The sequence below is a fragment of the Vibrio breoganii genome (genome assembly GCF_001677275.1).
In the GTDB taxonomy this organism is placed as follows: domain Bacteria; phylum Pseudomonadota; class Gammaproteobacteria; order Enterobacterales; family Vibrionaceae; genus Vibrio; species Vibrio breoganii.
Map to the genome: position 1 here is coordinate 2,523,752 of NZ_CP016177.1, position 18,344 is coordinate 2,542,095.

Genomic DNA, 18,344 nt, shown 5'->3' on the forward strand with positions numbered 1-18,344 from the left:
ATTAAAGTAAAAATATGATCTAATTGAGGCTATCAAACAATTGTGAAATATTGCTATGGATAGCCTTGATAATACCGATTTCAAAAAGCTAGCGAGTCAACAAAAAACCATTCAGATGAAGGTTCGCTTACTAGCGCTTGCACACTTCAAAGAAGGTCATTCGCGAACTCAAATTGCTAAATATCTTAAAGTTAGCCGAACCAGTGTGAATAAATGGGTTAAGGTCTTTTTTGAAGAAGGCTTGGAAGGGCTTCAAGAAAAACCCCGCACAGGTAGACCTGCATATCTCAATGAGGAACAACGAAAACAACTCAGCGAATTCATACAAAAAGCAGCTGAATCACCGTCTGGAGGACGTCTTGTCGGTAGCGATATACATGACTACATCGTTGAACACTTTGATAAACACTATCACCCCAATTCCATCTATTATCTCCTCGAGCACATGGGCTTTTCTTGGATAACTTCTCGTTCAAAACACCCTAAGCAATCACAGCAAATCCAAGACGATTTTAAAAAAATTCCAAATAGAAACGATCCTTAAGATCCCCGGCCATATTGGGCTAGAACAGGTTGATGTCTGGTTTCAAGATGAGGCTAGATTTGGTCAGCAGAACACAACAACTCGTCTTTGGGCGACTCGCGGAACGAGGCCTAGAGTCGTAAAACAGCAGCAATTTGAATACGCTTATTTGTTTGGCTCTGTGTGCCCAGCAAGAGGGATCGGCGAAGCAATAGTTGTTCCTTGGGTAAACAAGGACATCATGATCAACCACCTAGAACAAATATCGAAAGCTACAGAAAAAGGTCGTCATGCAGTCGTAATAATGGATGGTGCAGGCTGGCATACGGACGACATAGCGAACCAATTTAATAACGTCAGTATCATCAAGCTTCCTCCATACTCGCCAGAGCTGAACCCTATTGAACAAGTTTGGAGCTGGTTAAGACAACATTATTTAGCAAACCAAAGTTTCACTGATTACAACGAAATTGTGTCCAAGGTTTGTCGCGCTTGGAATGGCTTTCTTGAGTGCAGAGATCGCGTCACAAAAATGTGCCAAAGAGATTGGATAGACCTGATCAGTTAATTTTCCGGATTGGTATTAGGACGGCTAGCCTGATGCTTGCTTCAATTAATGCTAAAGCTATAGACGAAAAAAAGCCCTAGTCTTTCGACTAGGGCTTCTTATTAGTGGCGGAGTGGACGGGACTCGAACCCGCGACCCCCGGCGTGACAGGCCGGTATTCTAACCAACTGAACTACCACTCCGCACCAATTTGTTATTGTCTTGAAGTCTTACTCGCGTTGCTTCAATACAATCTAATTTAAAGCCTGGCGATGTCCTACTCTCACATGGGGAAACCCCACACTACCATCGGCGCTATTATGTTTCACTTCTGAGTTCGGCATGGAATCAGGTGGGTCCACAATGCTATGGTCGCCAAGCAAATTTTAAAATTCGGAAAGCTATTATTTAAAAGTTATATCACACATTCAAAGTTCTACTTTGAGTCCACAAAACCCCTTGGGTGTTGTATGGTTAAGCCTCACGGGCAATTAGTACAGGTTAGCTCAATGCCTCGCAGCACTTACACACCCTGCCTATCAACGTTCTAGTCTCGAACAACCCTTTAGGACACTTAAAGTGCCAGGGAAGACTCATCTCAGGGCTCGCTTCCCGCTTAGATGCTTTCAGCGGTTATCGATTCCGAACTTAGCTACCGGGCAATGCCATTGGCATGACAACCCGAACACCAGAGGTTCGTCCACTCCGGTCCTCTCGTACTAGGAGCAGCCCCCTTCAATCTTCCAACGCCCACGGCAGATAGGGACCGAACTGTCTCACGACGTTCTAAACCCAGCTCGCGTACCACTTTAAATGGCGAACAGCCATACCCTTGGGACCGACTTCAGCCCCAGGATGTGATGAGCCGACATCGAGGTGCCAAACACCGCCGTCGATATGAACTCTTGGGCGGTATCAGCCTGTTATCCCCGGAGTACCTTTTATCCGTTGAGCGATGGCCCTTCCATTCAGAACCACCGGATCACTATGACCTGCTTTCGCACCTGCTCGAATTGTCATTCTCGCAGTCAAGCGGGCTTATGCCATTGCACTAACCACACGATGTCCAACCGTGTTTAGCCCACCTTCGTGCTCCTCCGTTACTCTTTGGGAGGAGACCGCCCCAGTCAAACTACCCACCAGGCACTGTCCTCATCCCCGATAAGGGGACTAAGTTAGAACATCAACACTACAAGGGTGGTATTTCAAGGACGGCTCCAACGATACTGGCGTACCGTCTTCAAAGCCTCCCACCTATCCTACACATGTAGGGTCAATGTTCAGTGCCAAGCTGTAGTAAAGGTTCACGGGGTCTTTCCGTCTAGCCGCGGGTACACTGCATCTTCACAGCGATTTCAATTTCACTGAGTCTCGGGTGGAGACAGCGTGGCCATCATTACGCCATTCGTGCAGGTCGGAACTTACCCGACAAGGAATTTCGCTACCTTAGGACCGTTATAGTTACGGCCGCCGTTTACCGGGGCTTCGATCAAGAGCTTCGACCGAAGTCTAACCCCATCAATTAACCTTCCGGCACCGGGCAGGCGTCACACCGTATACGTCATCTTACGATTTTGCACAGTGCTGTGTTTTTAATAAACAGTTGCAGCCACCTGGTATCTGCGACTCCTAGTAGCTCCATCCGCAAGGGACTTCACCGCCAAGAGCGTACCTTCTCCCGAAGTTACGGTACCATTTTGCCTAGTTCCTTCACCCGAGTTCTCTCAAGCGCCTTGGTATTCTCTACCCGACCACCTGTGTCGGTTTGGGGTACGATTTCTTATAATCTGAAGCTTAGAGGCTTTTCCTGGAAGCATGGCATCAATGACTTCACTGCACGTAGCAGCTCGACATCGTATCTCAGCGTTAAGAAAGTCCGGATTTACCTAAACCTTCCGCCTACATACTTGAACCTGGACAACCATCGCCAGGCCCACCTAGCCTTCTCCGTCCCCCCATCGCAATTATAAGAAGTACGGGAATATTAACCCGTTTCCCATCGACTACGCCTTTCGGCCTCGCCTTAGGGGTCGACTTACCCTGCCCCGATTAACGTTGGACAGGAACCCTTGGTCTTCCGGCGAGGGGGTTTTTCACCCCCTTTATCGTTACTCATGTCAGCATTCGCACTTCTGATACGTCCAGCAGCCCTTACAGACCACCTTCAACCGCTTACAGAACGCTCCCCTACCCCGCATACAAAAGTATGCAGCCGCAGCTTCGGTGTATAGCTTAGCCCCGTTACATCTTCCGCGCAGGCCGACTCGACCAGTGAGCTATTACGCTTTCTTTAAATGATGGCTGCTTCTAAGCCAACATCCTGGCTGTCTGAGCCTTCCCACATCGTTTCCCACTTAGCTATACTTTGGGACCTTAGCTGGCGGTCTGGGTTGTTTCCCTCTCCACGACGGACGTTAGCACCCGCCGTGTGTCTCCCGGATAGTACTCAATGGTATTCGGAGTTTGCAAAGGGTTGGTAAGTCGGGATGACCCCCTAGCCTTAACAGTGCTCTACCCCCATTGGTATTCGTCCGAGGCGCTACCTAAATAGCTTTCGGGGAGAACCAGCTATCTCCAGGTTTGATTGGCCTTTCACCCCTAGCCACAAGTCATCCGCTAATTTTTCAACATTAGTCGGTTCGGTCCTCCAGTTGATGTTACTCAACCTTCAACCTGCCCATGGCTAGATCACCTGGTTTCGGGTCTAATTCTAGCAACTCGACGCCCAGTTAAGACTCGGTTTCCCTACGGCTCCCCTATACGGTTAACCTTGCTACTAAAATTAAGTCGCTGACCCATTATACAAAAGGTACGCAGTCACGCTTCGAGGCGCTCCTACTGCTTGTACGTACACGGTTTCAGGTTCTATTTCACTCCCCTCACAGGGGTTCTTTTCGCCTTTCCCTCACGGTACTGGTTCACTATCGGTCAGTCAGTAGTATTTAGCCTTGGAGGATGGTCCCCCCATGTTCAAACAGGATATCACGTGTCCCGCCTTACTCGTTTTCACTTAAAATGCGTTGTCGGTTACGGGGCTATCACCCTATACTGCGAGACTTTCCAGACTCTTCACCTGACGCATTAAAAGCTTAAGGGCTAATCCAATTTCGCTCGCCGCTACTTTCGGAATCTCGGTTGATTTCTCTTCCTTCGGGTACTTAGATGTTTCAGTTCCCCGAGTTTGCCTCATTAACCTATGTATTCAGTTAATGATACGTGCTTATGCACGTGGGTTTCCCCATTCAGAAATCCCAGACTCAAATGGTTATTACTACCTAATCTGGGCTTATCGCAAGTTATTACGTCTTTCATCGCCTCTGACTGCCAAGGCATCCACCGTGTACGCTTAGTCACTTAACCATACAACCCCAAAGGGTCTTGCTTAACGCAATGCAGTTGCTACGCTGCAGTATGACGTTTCCAAGGTGCGTTATCTCTTTATTATGAGCGAGATAACATTCGATTTTGCCGGACTCAAATTTGAATGCACTCCGGCAAGAGTACATTCCCAAGAACACTTGAATGTGTGTTGGTACCTACATCATAAAGATATAGGATTTGAGAACTTTTAAATTTGAACAACAATGAAATCACATTGTTGTTCGTCAGCTTTCCAAATTGTTAAAGAGCGAGATTCAAACAAATGAACCATTTTTAAACACACTCGAAAGAGCGCTTAAAGATGGTGGGCGATACCGGGCTCGAACCAGTGACCCCCTCCTTGTAAGGGAGGTGCTCTCCCAACTGAGCTAATCGCCCACATTGTTTGCTATTTGTGTTCACTATAAAGTGAATTCAAACAACTTCCTTTGTGGAAAGGAAATGGTGGGTCGTGCAGGATTCGAACCTGCGACCAATTGATTAAAAGTCAACTGCTCTACCAGCTGAGCTAACGACCCAATGGTATCCCGTAGGGGAGTCGAACCCCTGTTACCGCCGTGAAAGGGCGGTGTCCTAGGCCTCTAGACGAACGGGACACTAGATTTATCTTTACTCCGAAGAGCAAACATAAACTGTTGAAGCACCTTGGGGGGTGCTTCAAAAATCTCTCTTTACTTTCTAAACCATATCAATCTGTGTGGACACTCATCGTGAGTAATCATCGTATAAGGAGGTGATCCAGCCCCAGGTTCCCCTAGGGCTACCTTGTTACGACTTCACCCCAGTCATGAACCACAAAGTGGTGAGCGTCCTCCTCGAAAGGTTAAACTACCCACTTCTTTTGCAGCCCACTCCCATGGTGTGACGGGCGGTGTGTACAAGGCCCGGGAACGTATTCACCGTGACATTCTGATTCACGATTACTAGCGATTCCGACTTCATGGAGTCGAGTTGCAGACTCCAATCCGGACTACGACGCACTTTTTGGGATTCGCTCACCATCGCTGGTTGGCTGCCCTCTGTATGCGCCATTGTAGCACGTGTGTAGCCCTACTCGTAAGGGCCATGATGACTTGACGTCGTCCCCACCTTCCTCCGGTTTATCACCGGCAGTCTCCCTGGAGTTCCCACCATTACGTGCTGGCAAACAAGGATAAGGGTTGCGCTCGTTGCGGGACTTAACCCAACATTTCACAACACGAGCTGACGACAGCCATGCAGCACCTGTCTCAGAGTTCCCGAAGGCACCAATCCATCTCTGGAAAGTTCTCTGGATGTCAAGAGTAGGTAAGGTTCTTCGCGTTGCATCGAATTAAACCACATGCTCCACCGCTTGTGCGGGCCCCCGTCAATTCATTTGAGTTTTAATCTTGCGACCGTACTCCCCAGGCGGTCTACTTAACGCGTTAGCTCCGAAAGCCACGGCTCAAGGCCACAACCTCCAAGTAGACATCGTTTACGGCGTGGACTACCAGGGTATCTAATCCTGTTTGCTCCCCACGCTTTCGCATCTGAGTGTCAGTATCTGTCCAGGGGGCCGCCTTCGCCACTGGTATTCCTTCAGATCTCTACGCATTTCACCGCTACACCTGAAATTCTACCCCCCTCTACAGTACTCTAGCCTGCCAGTTTCAAATGCGGTTCCGAGGTTGAGCCCCGGGCTTTCACATCTGACTTAACAAACCACCTGCATGCGCTTTACGCCCAGTAATTCCGATTAACGCTCGCACCCTCCGTATTACCGCGGCTGCTGGCACGGAGTTAGCCGGTGCTTCTTCTGTCGCTAACGTCAAACGATGAAGCTATTAACTTCAACGCCTTCCTCACGACTGAAAGTACTTTACAACCCGAAGGCCTTCTTCATACACGCGGCATGGCTGCATCAGGCTTGCGCCCATTGTGCAATATTCCCCACTGCTGCCTCCCGTAGGAGTCTGGACCGTGTCTCAGTTCCAGTGTGGCTGATCATCCTCTCAGACCAGCTAGGGATCGTCGCCTTGGTGAGCCATTACCTCACCAACTAGCTAATCCCACCTGGGCATATCCTGAAGCGAGAGGCCCGAAGGTCCCCCTCTTTGGTCCGTAGACGTTATGCGGTATTAGCCATCGTTTCCAATGGTTATCCCCCACATCAGGGCAATTTCCCAGGCATTACTCACCCGTCCGCCGCTCGACGCCCAATAAATCACCCGAAGGGTCAATATTGTCGTTTCCGCTCGACTTGCATGTGTTAGGCCTGCCGCCAGCGTTCAATCTGAGCCATGATCAAACTCTTCAATTAAAGTTTTGTTGAAGCTTACGCTTCGGCTCAATGAATACTGACTTCAAAACTGTTCCTTACTCGAAAGTAAGAAGTAATTTTAAAGCTATTATCGTTCCAACAGAACGATAATGAATTGACTGTGCCAATGACTAAAAGTCATCGTTTTGGTCACTCAGTTCATTGATAAATCTTTTCGATTATCATCAACGAGTGCCCACACAGATTGATAGGTTTAAATTGTTAAAGAGCGCTGCTTTGAATGCCTTAGCACTTAAGCAGGACGCGTATAATACGCGACTGACTGTTAAAGTCAACATAAAACTCTAAATAAATTAGAACTTTATGGTGACTCGCTTCATTAGAAGCAAGTCTAACCTTTTGTCTTCACTTTTTAAAAAGTGAAAATAAATAGGAGCCTGGCGATGTCCTACTCTCACATGGGGAAACCCCACACTACCATCGGCGCTATTATGTTTCACTTCTGAGTTCGGCATGGAATCAGGTGGGTCCACAATGCTATGGTCGCCAAGCAAATTTTAAAATTCGGAAAGCTATTATTTAAAAGTTATATCACACATTCAAAGTTCTACTTTGAGTCCACAAAACCCCTTGGGTGTTGTATGGTTAAGCCTCACGGGCAATTAGTACAGGTTAGCTCAATGCCTCGCAGCACTTACACACCCTGCCTATCAACGTTCTAGTCTCGAACAACCCTTTAGGACACTTAAAGTGCCAGGGAAGACTCATCTCAGGGCTCGCTTCCCGCTTAGATGCTTTCAGCGGTTATCGATTCCGAACTTAGCTACCGGGCAATGCCATTGGCATGACAACCCGAACACCAGAGGTTCGTCCACTCCGGTCCTCTCGTACTAGGAGCAGCCCCCTTCAATCTTCCAACGCCCACGGCAGATAGGGACCGAACTGTCTCACGACGTTCTAAACCCAGCTCGCGTACCACTTTAAATGGCGAACAGCCATACCCTTGGGACCGACTTCAGCCCCAGGATGTGATGAGCCGACATCGAGGTGCCAAACACCGCCGTCGATATGAACTCTTGGGCGGTATCAGCCTGTTATCCCCGGAGTACCTTTTATCCGTTGAGCGATGGCCCTTCCATTCAGAACCACCGGATCACTATGACCTGCTTTCGCACCTGCTCGAATTGTCATTCTCGCAGTCAAGCGGGCTTATGCCATTGCACTAACCACACGATGTCCAACCGTGTTTAGCCCACCTTCGTGCTCCTCCGTTACTCTTTGGGAGGAGACCGCCCCAGTCAAACTACCCACCAGGCACTGTCCTCATCCCCGATAAGGGGACTAAGTTAGAACATCAACACTACAAGGGTGGTATTTCAAGGACGGCTCCAACGATACTGGCGTACCGTCTTCAAAGCCTCCCACCTATCCTACACATGTAGGGTCAATGTTCAGTGCCAAGCTGTAGTAAAGGTTCACGGGGTCTTTCCGTCTAGCCGCGGGTACACTGCATCTTCACAGCGATTTCAATTTCACTGAGTCTCGGGTGGAGACAGCGTGGCCATCATTACGCCATTCGTGCAGGTCGGAACTTACCCGACAAGGAATTTCGCTACCTTAGGACCGTTATAGTTACGGCCGCCGTTTACCGGGGCTTCGATCAAGAGCTTCGACCGAAGTCTAACCCCATCAATTAACCTTCCGGCACCGGGCAGGCGTCACACCGTATACGTCATCTTACGATTTTGCACAGTGCTGTGTTTTTAATAAACAGTTGCAGCCACCTGGTATCTGCGACTCCTAGTAGCTCCATCCGCAAGGGACTTCACCGCCAAGAGCGTACCTTCTCCCGAAGTTACGGTACCATTTTGCCTAGTTCCTTCACCCGAGTTCTCTCAAGCGCCTTGGTATTCTCTACCCGACCACCTGTGTCGGTTTGGGGTACGATTTCTTATAATCTGAAGCTTAGAGGCTTTTCCTGGAAGCATGGCATCAATGACTTCACTGCACGTAGCAGCTCGACATCGTATCTCAGCGTTAAGAAAGTCCGGATTTACCTAAACCTTCCGCCTACATACTTGAACCTGGACAACCATCGCCAGGCCCACCTAGCCTTCTCCGTCCCCCCATCGCAATTATAAGAAGTACGGGAATATTAACCCGTTTCCCATCGACTACGCCTTTCGGCCTCGCCTTAGGGGTCGACTTACCCTGCCCCGATTAACGTTGGACAGGAACCCTTGGTCTTCCGGCGAGGGGGTTTTTCACCCCCTTTATCGTTACTCATGTCAGCATTCGCACTTCTGATACGTCCAGCAGCCCTTACAGACCACCTTCAACCGCTTACAGAACGCTCCCCTACCCCGCATACAAAAGTATGCAGCCGCAGCTTCGGTGTATAGCTTAGCCCCGTTACATCTTCCGCGCAGGCCGACTCGACCAGTGAGCTATTACGCTTTCTTTAAATGATGGCTGCTTCTAAGCCAACATCCTGGCTGTCTGAGCCTTCCCACATCGTTTCCCACTTAGCTATACTTTGGGACCTTAGCTGGCGGTCTGGGTTGTTTCCCTCTCCACGACGGACGTTAGCACCCGCCGTGTGTCTCCCGGATAGTACTCAATGGTATTCGGAGTTTGCAAAGGGTTGGTAAGTCGGGATGACCCCCTAGCCTTAACAGTGCTCTACCCCCATTGGTATTCGTCCGAGGCGCTACCTAAATAGCTTTCGGGGAGAACCAGCTATCTCCAGGTTTGATTGGCCTTTCACCCCTAGCCACAAGTCATCCGCTAATTTTTCAACATTAGTCGGTTCGGTCCTCCAGTTGATGTTACTCAACCTTCAACCTGCCCATGGCTAGATCACCTGGTTTCGGGTCTAATTCTAGCAACTCGACGCCCAGTTAAGACTCGGTTTCCCTACGGCTCCCCTATACGGTTAACCTTGCTACTAAAATTAAGTCGCTGACCCATTATACAAAAGGTACGCAGTCACGCTTCGAGGCGCTCCTACTGCTTGTACGTACACGGTTTCAGGTTCTATTTCACTCCCCTCACAGGGGTTCTTTTCGCCTTTCCCTCACGGTACTGGTTCACTATCGGTCAGTCAGTAGTATTTAGCCTTGGAGGATGGTCCCCCCATGTTCAAACAGGATATCACGTGTCCCGCCTTACTCGTTTTCACTTAAAATGCGTTGTCGGTTACGGGGCTATCACCCTATACTGCGAGACTTTCCAGACTCTTCACCTGACGCATTAAAAGCTTAAGGGCTAATCCAATTTCGCTCGCCGCTACTTTCGGAATCTCGGTTGATTTCTCTTCCTTCGGGTACTTAGATGTTTCAGTTCCCCGAGTTTGCCTCATTAACCTATGTATTCAGTTAATGATACGTGCTTATGCACGTGGGTTTCCCCATTCAGAAATCCCAGACTCAAATGGTTATTACTACCTAATCTGGGCTTATCGCAAGTTATTACGTCTTTCATCGCCTCTGACTGCCAAGGCATCCACCGTGTACGCTTAGTCACTTAACCATACAACCCCAAAGGGTCTTGCTTAACGCAATGCAGTTGCTACGCTGCAGTATGACGTTTCCAAGGTGCGTTATCTCTTTATTATGAGCGAGATAACATTCGATTTTGCCGGACTCAAATTTGAATGCACTCTGGCAAGAGTACATTCCCAAGAACACTTGAATGTGTGTTGGTACCTACATCATAAAGACATAGGATTTGAGAACTTTTAAATTTGAACAACAATGAAATCACATTGTTGTTCGTCAGCTTTCCAAATTGTTAAAGAGCATGAATTTCTAAGCAATAAAGCTTTCGAAACCATTTTTAAAGACACTTAATTCTTAATTTAATAAGAAGTGCACTTAAAGATGGTGGAGCTATGCGGGATCGAACCGCAGACCTCCTGCGTGCAAGGCAGGCGCTCTCCCAGCTGAGCTATAGCCCCATCTGTAGATTCGATAACATCAGCGTTCTGAGTTAATCTTTTTGAGAGCAAGGAAACTAGTAAGGCCGCATACATCAGTATGCAACGCGCTAGTTGACGCCGCTATCAGAAAGATTGGTGGGTCTGAGTGGACTTGAACCACCGACCTCCCGCTTATCAGGCGAGCGCTCTAACCAGCTGAGCTACAGACCCATTTCTGCTGCGCATTTTTCCTTACTTCCACGTCAGGGCTGCGACTCTTCAGTCAGTCACATACTAATGTATGCTCCTTCCTTCATCGCTGGCCTTCCTTGAATTAAGAAAAACTGCTTTGCATAAATAATCTCAATGAACTTGAGTTATCTTTCTCTTTTCTAAACCATATCAATCTGTGTGGACACTCATCGTGAATAATCATCGTATAAGGAGGTGATCCAGCCCCAGGTTCCCCTAGGGCTACCTTGTTACGACTTCACCCCAGTCATGAACCACAAAGTGGTGAGCGTCCTCCCGAAGGTTAAACTACCCACTTCTTTTGCAGCCCACTCCCATGGTGTGACGGGCGGTGTGTACAAGGCCCGGGAACGTATTCACCGTGACATTCTGATTCACGATTACTAGCGATTCCGACTTCATGGAGTCGAGTTGCAGACTCCAATCCGGACTACGACGCACTTTTTGGGATTCGCTCACCATCGCTGGTTGGCCGCCCTCTGTATGCGCCATTGTAGCACGTGTGTAGCCCTACTCGTAAGGGCCATGATGACTTGACGTCGTCCCCACCTTCCTCCGGTTTATCACCGGCAGTCTCCCTGGAGTTCCCACCATTACGTGCTGGCAAACAAGGATAAGGGTTGCGCTCGTTGCGGGACTTAACCCAACATTTCACAACACGAGCTGACGACAGCCATGCAGCACCTGTCTCAGAGTTCCCGAAGGCACCAAAGCATCTCTGCTAAGTTCTCTGGATGTCAAGAGTAGGTAAGGTTCTTCGCGTTGCATCGAATTAAACCACATGCTCCACCGCTTGTGCGGGCCCCCGTCAATTCATTTGAGTTTTAATCTTGCGACCGTACTCCCCAGGCGGTCTACTTAACGCGTTAGCTCCGAAAGCCACGGCTCAAGGCCACAACCTCCAAGTAGACATCGTTTACGGCGTGGACTACCAGGGTATCTAATCCTGTTTGCTCCCCACGCTTTCGCATCTGAGTGTCAGTATCTGTCCAGGGGGCCGCCTTCGCCACTGGTATTCCTTCAGATCTCTACGCATTTCACCGCTACACCTGAAATTCTACCCCCCTCTACAGTACTCTAGCCTGCCAGTTTCAAATGCGGTTCCGAGGTTGAGCCCCGGGCTTTCACATCTGACTTAACAAACCACCTGCATGCGCTTTACGCCCAGTAATTCCGATTAACGCTCGCACCCTCCGTATTACCGCGGCTGCTGGCACGGAGTTAGCCGGTGCTTCTTCTGTCGCTAACGTCAAACACTAAAGCTATTAACTCTAATGCCTTCCTCACGACTGAAAGTACTTTACAACCCGAAGGCCTTCTTCATACACGCGGCATGGCTGCATCAGGCTTGCGCCCATTGTGCAATATTCCCCACTGCTGCCTCCCGTAGGAGTCTGGACCGTGTCTCAGTTCCAGTGTGGCTGATCATCCTCTCAGACCAGCTAGGGATCGTCGCCTTGGTGAGCCATTACCTCACCAACTAGCTAATCCCACCTGGGCATATCCTGAAGCGAGAGGCCCGAAGGTCCCCCTCTTTGGTCCGTAGACGTTATGCGGTATTAGCCATCGTTTCCAATGGTTATCCCCCACATCAGGGCAATTTCCCAGGCATTACTCACCCGTCCGCCGCTCGACGCCCAACAAATCACCCGAAGGGTCAATGTTGTCGTTTCCGCTCGACTTGCATGTGTTAGGCCTGCCGCCAGCGTTCAATCTGAGCCATGATCAAACTCTTCAATTAAAGTTTTGTTGAAGCTTACACTTCGGCTCAATGAATACTGACTTCAAAACTGTTCCTTACTCGAAAGTAAGAAGTAATTTTAAAGCTATTATCGTTCCAACAGAACGATAATGAATTGACTGTGCCAATGACTAAAAGTCATCGTTTTGGTCACTCAGTTCATTGATAAATCTTTTCGATTATCATCAACGAGTGCCCACACAGATTGATAGGTTTAAATTGTTAAAGAGCGCTGCTTTGAATGCCTTAGCACTTAAGCAGGACGCGTATAATACGCGACTGACTGTTAAAGTCAACATAAAACTCTAAATAAATTAGAACTTTATGGTGACTCGCTTCATTAGAAGCAAGTCTAAAATTAAAGCCTGGCGATGTCCTACTCTCACATGGGGAAACCCCACACTACCATCGGCGCTATTATGTTTCACTTCTGAGTTCGGCATGGAATCAGGTGGGTCCACAATGCTATGGTCGCCAAGCAAATTTTAAAATTCGGAAAGCTAATATCTAAAAGTTTTTATCACACATTCAAAGTTCTACTTTGAGTCCACAAAACCCCTTGGGTGTTGTATGGTTAAGCCTCACGGGCAATTAGTACAGGTTAGCTCAATGCCTCGCAGCACTTACACACCCTGCCTATCAACGTTCTAGTCTCGAACAACCCTTTAGGACACTTAAAGTGCCAGGGAAGACTCATCTCAGGGCTCGCTTCCCGCTTAGATGCTTTCAGCGGTTATCGATTCCGAACTTAGCTACCGGGCAATGCCATTGGCATGACAACCCGAACACCAGAGGTTCGTCCACTCCGGTCCTCTCGTACTAGGAGCAGCCCCCTTCAATCTTCCAACGCCCACGGCAGATAGGGACCGAACTGTCTCACGACGTTCTAAACCCAGCTCGCGTACCACTTTAAATGGCGAACAGCCATACCCTTGGGACCGACTTCAGCCCCAGGATGTGATGAGCCGACATCGAGGTGCCAAACACCGCCGTCGATATGAACTCTTGGGCGGTATCAGCCTGTTATCCCCGGAGTACCTTTTATCCGTTGAGCGATGGCCCTTCCATTCAGAACCACCGGATCACTATGACCTGCTTTCGCACCTGCTCGAATTGTCATTCTCGCAGTCAAGCGGGCTTATGCCATTGCACTAACCACACGATGTCCAACCGTGTTTAGCCCACCTTCGTGCTCCTCCGTTACTCTTTGGGAGGAGACCGCCCCAGTCAAACTACCCACCAGGCACTGTCCTCATCCCCGATAAGGGGACTAAGTTAGAACATCAACACTACAAGGGTGGTATTTCAAGGATGGCTCCAACGATACTGGCGTACCGTCTTCAAAGCCTCCCACCTATCCTACACATGTAGGGTCAATGTTCAGTGCCAAGCTGTAGTAAAGGTTCACGGGGTCTTTCCGTCTAGCCGCGGGTACACTGCATCTTCACAGCGATTTCAATTTCACTGAGTCTCGGGTGGAGACAGCGTGGCCATCATTACGCCATTCGTGCAGGTCGGAACTTACCCGACAAGGAATTTCGCTACCTTAGGACCGTTATAGTTACGGCCGCCGTTTACCGGGGCTTCGATCAAGAGCTTCGACCGAAGTCTAACCCCATCAATTAACCTTCCGGCACCGGGCAGGCGTCACACCGTATACGTCATCTTACGATTTTGCACAGTGCTGTGTTTTTAATAAACAGTTGCAGCCACCTGGTATCTGCGACTCCTAGTAGCTCCATCCGCAAGGGACTTCACCGCCAAGAGCGTACCTTCTCCCGAAGTTACGGTACCATTTTGCCTAGTTCCTTCACCCGAGTTCTCTCAAGCGCCTTGGTATTCTCTACCCGACCACCTGTGTCGGTTTGGGGTACGATTTCTTATAATCTGAAGCTTAGAGGCTTTTCCTGGAAGCATGGCATCAATGACTTCACTGCACGTAGCAGCTCGACATCGTATCTCAGCGTTAAGAAAGTCCGGATTTACCTAAACCTTCCGCCTACATACTTGAACCTGGACAACCATCGCCAGGCCCACCTAGCCTTCTCCGTCCCCCCATCGCAATTATAAGAAGTACGGGAATATTAACCCGTTTCCCATCGACTACGCCTTTCGGCCTCGCCTTAGGGGTCGACTTACCCTGCCCCGATTAACGTTGGACAGGAACCCTTGGTCTTCCGGCGAGGGGGTTTTTCACCCCCTTTATCGTTACTCATGTCAGCATTCGCACTTCTGATACGTCCAGCAGCCCTTACAGACCACCTTCAACCGCTTACAGAACGCTCCCCTACCCCGCATACAAAAGTATGCAGCCGCAGCTTCGGTGTATAGCTTAGCCCCGTTACATCTTCCGCGCAGGCCGACTCGACCAGTGAGCTATTACGCTTTCTTTAAATGATGGCTGCTTCTAAGCCAACATCCTGGCTGTCTGAGCCTTCCCACATCGTTTCCCACTTAGCTATACTTTGGGACCTTAGCTGGCGGTCTGGGTTGTTTCCCTCTCCACGACGGACGTTAGCACCCGCCGTGTGTCTCCCGGATAGTACTCAATGGTATTCGGAGTTTGCAAAGGGTTGGTAAGTCGGGATGACCCCCTAGCCTTAACAGTGCTCTACCCCCATTGGTATTCGTCCGAGGCGCTACCTAAATAGCTTTCGGGGAGAACCAGCTATCTCCAGGTTTGATTGGCCTTTCACCCCTAGCCACAAGTCATCCGCTAATTTTTCAACATTAGTCGGTTCGGTCCTCCAGTTGATGTTACTCAACCTTCAACCTGCCCATGGCTAGATCACCTGGTTTCGGGTCTAATTCTAGCAACTCGACGCCCAGTTAAGACTCGGTTTCCCTACGGCTCCCCTATACGGTTAACCTTGCTACTAAAATTAAGTCGCTGACCCATTATACAAAAGGTACGCAGTCACGCTTCGAGGCGCTCCTACTGCTTGTACGTACACGGTTTCAGGTTCTATTTCACTCCCCTCACAGGGGTTCTTTTCGCCTTTCCCTCACGGTACTGGTTCACTATCGGTCAGTCAGTAGTATTTAGCCTTGGAGGATGGTCCCCCCATGTTCAAACAGGATATCACGTGTCCCGCCTTACTCGTTTTCACTTAAAATGCGTTGTCGGTTACGGGGCTATCACCCTATACTGCGAGACTTTCCAGACTCTTCACCTGACGCATTAAAAGCTTAAGGGCTAATCCAATTTCGCTCGCCGCTACTTTCGGAATCTCGGTTGATTTCTCTTCCTTCGGGTACTTAGATGTTTCAGTTCCCCGAGTTTGCCTCATTAACCTATGTATTCAGTTAATGATACGTGCTTATGCACGTGGGTTTCCCCATTCAGAAATCCCAGACTCAAATGGTTATTACTACCTAATCTGGGCTTATCGCAAGTTATTACGTCTTTCATCGCCTCTGACTGCCAAGGCATCCACCGTGTACGCTTAGTCACTTAACCATACAACCCCAAAGGGTCTTGCTTACGCAATGCAGTTGCTACGCTGCAGTATGACGTTTCCAAGGTGCGTTATCTCTTTATTATGAGCGAGATAACATTCGATTTTGCCGGACTCAAATTTGAATGCACTCCGGCAAGAGTACATTCCCAAGAACACTTGAATGTGTGTTGGTACCTACATCATAAAGATATAGGATTTGAGAACTTTTAAATTTGAACAACAATGAAATCACATTGTTGTTCGTCAGCTTTCCAAATTGTTAAAGAGCATAAAGCAAAAAGCTTTAATCAATAACCGAAGTCATTAATTAAAGCTCTATTACTTTAACTAAATTAAACCATCAATCTGTGTGGACACTCATCGTGAGTAATCATCGTATAAGGAGGTGATCCAGCCCCAGGTTCCCCTAGGGCTACCTTGTTACGACTTCACCCCAGTCATGAACCACAAAGTGGTGAGCGTCCTCCCGAAGGTTAAACTACCCACTTCTTTTGCAGCCCACTCCCATGGTGTGACGGGCGGTGTGTACAAGGCCCGGGAACGTATTCACCGTGACATTCTGATTCACGATTACTAGCGATTCCGACTTCATGGAGTCGAGTTGCAGACTCCAATCCGGACTACGACGCACTTTTTGGGATTCGCTCACCATCGCTGGTTGGCCGCCCTCTGTATGCGCCATTGTAGCACGTGTGTAGCCCTACTCGTAAGGGCCATGATGACTTGACGTCGTCCCCACCTTCCTCCGGTTTATCACCGGCAGTCTCCCTGGAGTTCCCACCATTACGTGCTGGCAAACAAGGATAAGGGTTGCGCTCGTTGCGGGACTTAACCCAACATTTCACAACACGAGCTGACGACAGCCATGCAGCACCTGTCTCAGAGTTCCCGAAGGCACCAATCCATCTCTGGAAAGTTCTCTGGATGTCAAGAGTAGGTAAGGTTCTTCGCGTTGCATCGAATTAAACCACATGCTCCACCGCTTGTGCGGGCCCCCGTCAATTCATTTGAGTTTTAATCTTGCGACCGTACTCCCCAGGCGGTCTACTTAACGCGTTAGCTCCGAAAGCCACGGCTCAAGGCCACAACCTCCAAGTAGACATCGTTTACGGCGTGGACTACCAGGGTATCTAATCCTGTTTGCTCCCCACGCTTTCGCATCTGAGTGTCAGTATCTGTCCAGGGGGCCGCCTTCGCCACTGGTATTCCTTCAGATCTCTACGCATTTCACCGCTACACCTGAAATTCTACCCCCCTCTACAGTACTCTAGCCTGCCAGTTTCAAATGCGGTTCCGAGGTTGAGCCCCGGGCTTTCACATCTGACTTAACAAACCACCTGCATGCGCTTTACGCCCAGTAATTCCGATTAACGCTCGCACCCTCCGTATTACCGCGGCTGCTGGCACGGAGTTAGCCGGTGCTTCTTCTGTCGCTAACGTCAAACGATGAAGCTATTAACTTCAACGCCTTCCTCACGACTGAAAGTACTTTACAACCCGAAGGCCTTCTTCATACACGCGGCATGGCTGCATCAGGCTTGCGCCCATTGTGCAATATTCCCCACTGCTGCCTCCCGTAGGAGTCTGGACCGTGTCTCAGTTCCAGTGTGGCTGATCATCCTCTCAGACCAGCTAGGGATCGTCGCCTTGGTGAGCCATTACCTCACCAACTAGCTAATCCCACCTGGGCATATCCTGAAGCGAGAGGCCCGAAGGTCCCCCTCTTTGGTCCGTAGACGTTATGCGGTATTAGCCATCGTTTCCAATGGTTATCCCCCACATCAGGGCAATTTCCCAGGCATTACTCACCCGTCCGCCGCTCGACGCCCAATAAATCACCCGAAGGGTCAATGTTGTCGTTTCCGCTCGACTTGCATGTGTTAGGCCTGCCGCCAGCGTTCAATCTGAGCCATGATCAAACTCTTCAATTAAAGTTTTGTTGAAGCTTTCGCTTCGGCTCAATGAATACTGACTTCAAAACTGTTCCTTACTCGAAAGTAAGAAGTAATTTTAAAGCTATTATCATTCCAACAGAATGATAATGAATTGACTGTGCTCTTATCGGTCTTCACTTTTTAAAAAGTGAAATAAAACAGCTCAAGGCTGCACCCAATTTGATTTTGGTCACTCAGTTCATTGATAAATCTTTTCGATTATCATCAACGAGTGCCCACACAGATTGATAGGTTTAAATTGTTAAAGAGCTTGCTTATCGACGATTCCTTTTGTGAGGAACCTCTCGAAGCGGACGGCCATTCTAGCGATTTGAACCTCAGTG

The 18,344-nt window shown here is 49.0% G+C and carries 1 protein-coding gene, 6 tRNA genes and 9 rRNA genes; 1 reads left to right on the top strand and 15 read right to left on the bottom strand.

Features of this window, described 5'->3' with window-relative positions; genetic code table 11:
* Window positions 1–55: 55 nt before the first annotated feature.
* Window positions 56–1,091 (top strand): IS630 family transposase gene (locus tag A6E01_RS20945; protein WP_371944777.1). Its coding sequence is split into 2 segments (ribosomal slippage): window positions 56–522 and window positions 521–1,091, totalling 1,038 coding nucleotides; the frame shifts between segments, so codons are not numbered across the junction.
* Window positions 1,092–1,196: 105 nt separating this feature from the next.
* On the opposite strand, the gene A6E01_RS11680 is transcribed toward A6E01_RS20945, so the two are convergent.
* From A6E01_RS11680 to A6E01_RS11750, 15 genes are all read right to left on the bottom strand, one after another.
* Window positions 1,197–1,273: transfer RNA gene (locus A6E01_RS11680), tRNA-Asp, on the bottom strand.
* A 61-nt stretch (window positions 1,274–1,334) separates the two neighbouring features.
* Window positions 1,335–1,450: ribosomal RNA gene (gene rrf / locus A6E01_RS11685) — 5S ribosomal RNA — on the bottom strand.
* A gap of 90 nt (window positions 1,451–1,540) precedes the next feature.
* Window positions 1,541–4,430, bottom strand: a 23S ribosomal RNA gene (locus tag A6E01_RS11690).
* A 323-nt stretch (window positions 4,431–4,753) separates the two neighbouring features.
* Window positions 4,754–4,829: transfer RNA gene (locus A6E01_RS11695), tRNA-Val, on the bottom strand.
* Between the two features lie 64 nt (window positions 4,830–4,893).
* Window positions 4,894–4,969, bottom strand: a tRNA-Lys gene (locus A6E01_RS11700).
* Between the two features lie 2 nt (window positions 4,970–4,971).
* A tRNA-Glu gene (locus A6E01_RS11705) sits at window positions 4,972–5,047 on the bottom strand.
* Between the two features lie 130 nt (window positions 5,048–5,177).
* Window positions 5,178–6,732, bottom strand: a 16S ribosomal RNA gene (locus A6E01_RS11710).
* Between the two features lie 396 nt (window positions 6,733–7,128).
* A 5S ribosomal RNA gene (gene rrf, locus A6E01_RS11715) occupies window positions 7,129–7,244 on the bottom strand.
* Window positions 7,245–7,334: 90 nt separating this feature from the next.
* A 23S ribosomal RNA gene (locus A6E01_RS11720) occupies window positions 7,335–10,224 on the bottom strand.
* Between the two features lie 351 nt (window positions 10,225–10,575).
* A tRNA-Ala gene (locus tag A6E01_RS11725) sits at window positions 10,576–10,651 on the bottom strand.
* A 115-nt stretch (window positions 10,652–10,766) separates the two neighbouring features.
* Window positions 10,767–10,843: transfer RNA gene (locus tag A6E01_RS11730), tRNA-Ile, on the bottom strand.
* Between the two features lie 209 nt (window positions 10,844–11,052).
* Window positions 11,053–12,605 (bottom strand): 16S ribosomal RNA (locus tag A6E01_RS11735).
* A 363-nt stretch (window positions 12,606–12,968) separates the two neighbouring features.
* Window positions 12,969–13,084, bottom strand: a 5S ribosomal RNA gene (gene rrf / locus A6E01_RS11740).
* A 91-nt stretch (window positions 13,085–13,175) separates the two neighbouring features.
* Window positions 13,176–16,065 (bottom strand): 23S ribosomal RNA (locus tag A6E01_RS11745).
* Window positions 16,066–16,444: 379 nt separating this feature from the next.
* Window positions 16,445–17,997, bottom strand: a 16S ribosomal RNA gene (locus A6E01_RS11750).
* Together the 16S, 23S and 5S rRNA genes with 6 tRNA genes alongside form the textbook arrangement of a ribosomal RNA operon.
* Window positions 17,998–18,344: the final 347 nt, after the last annotated feature.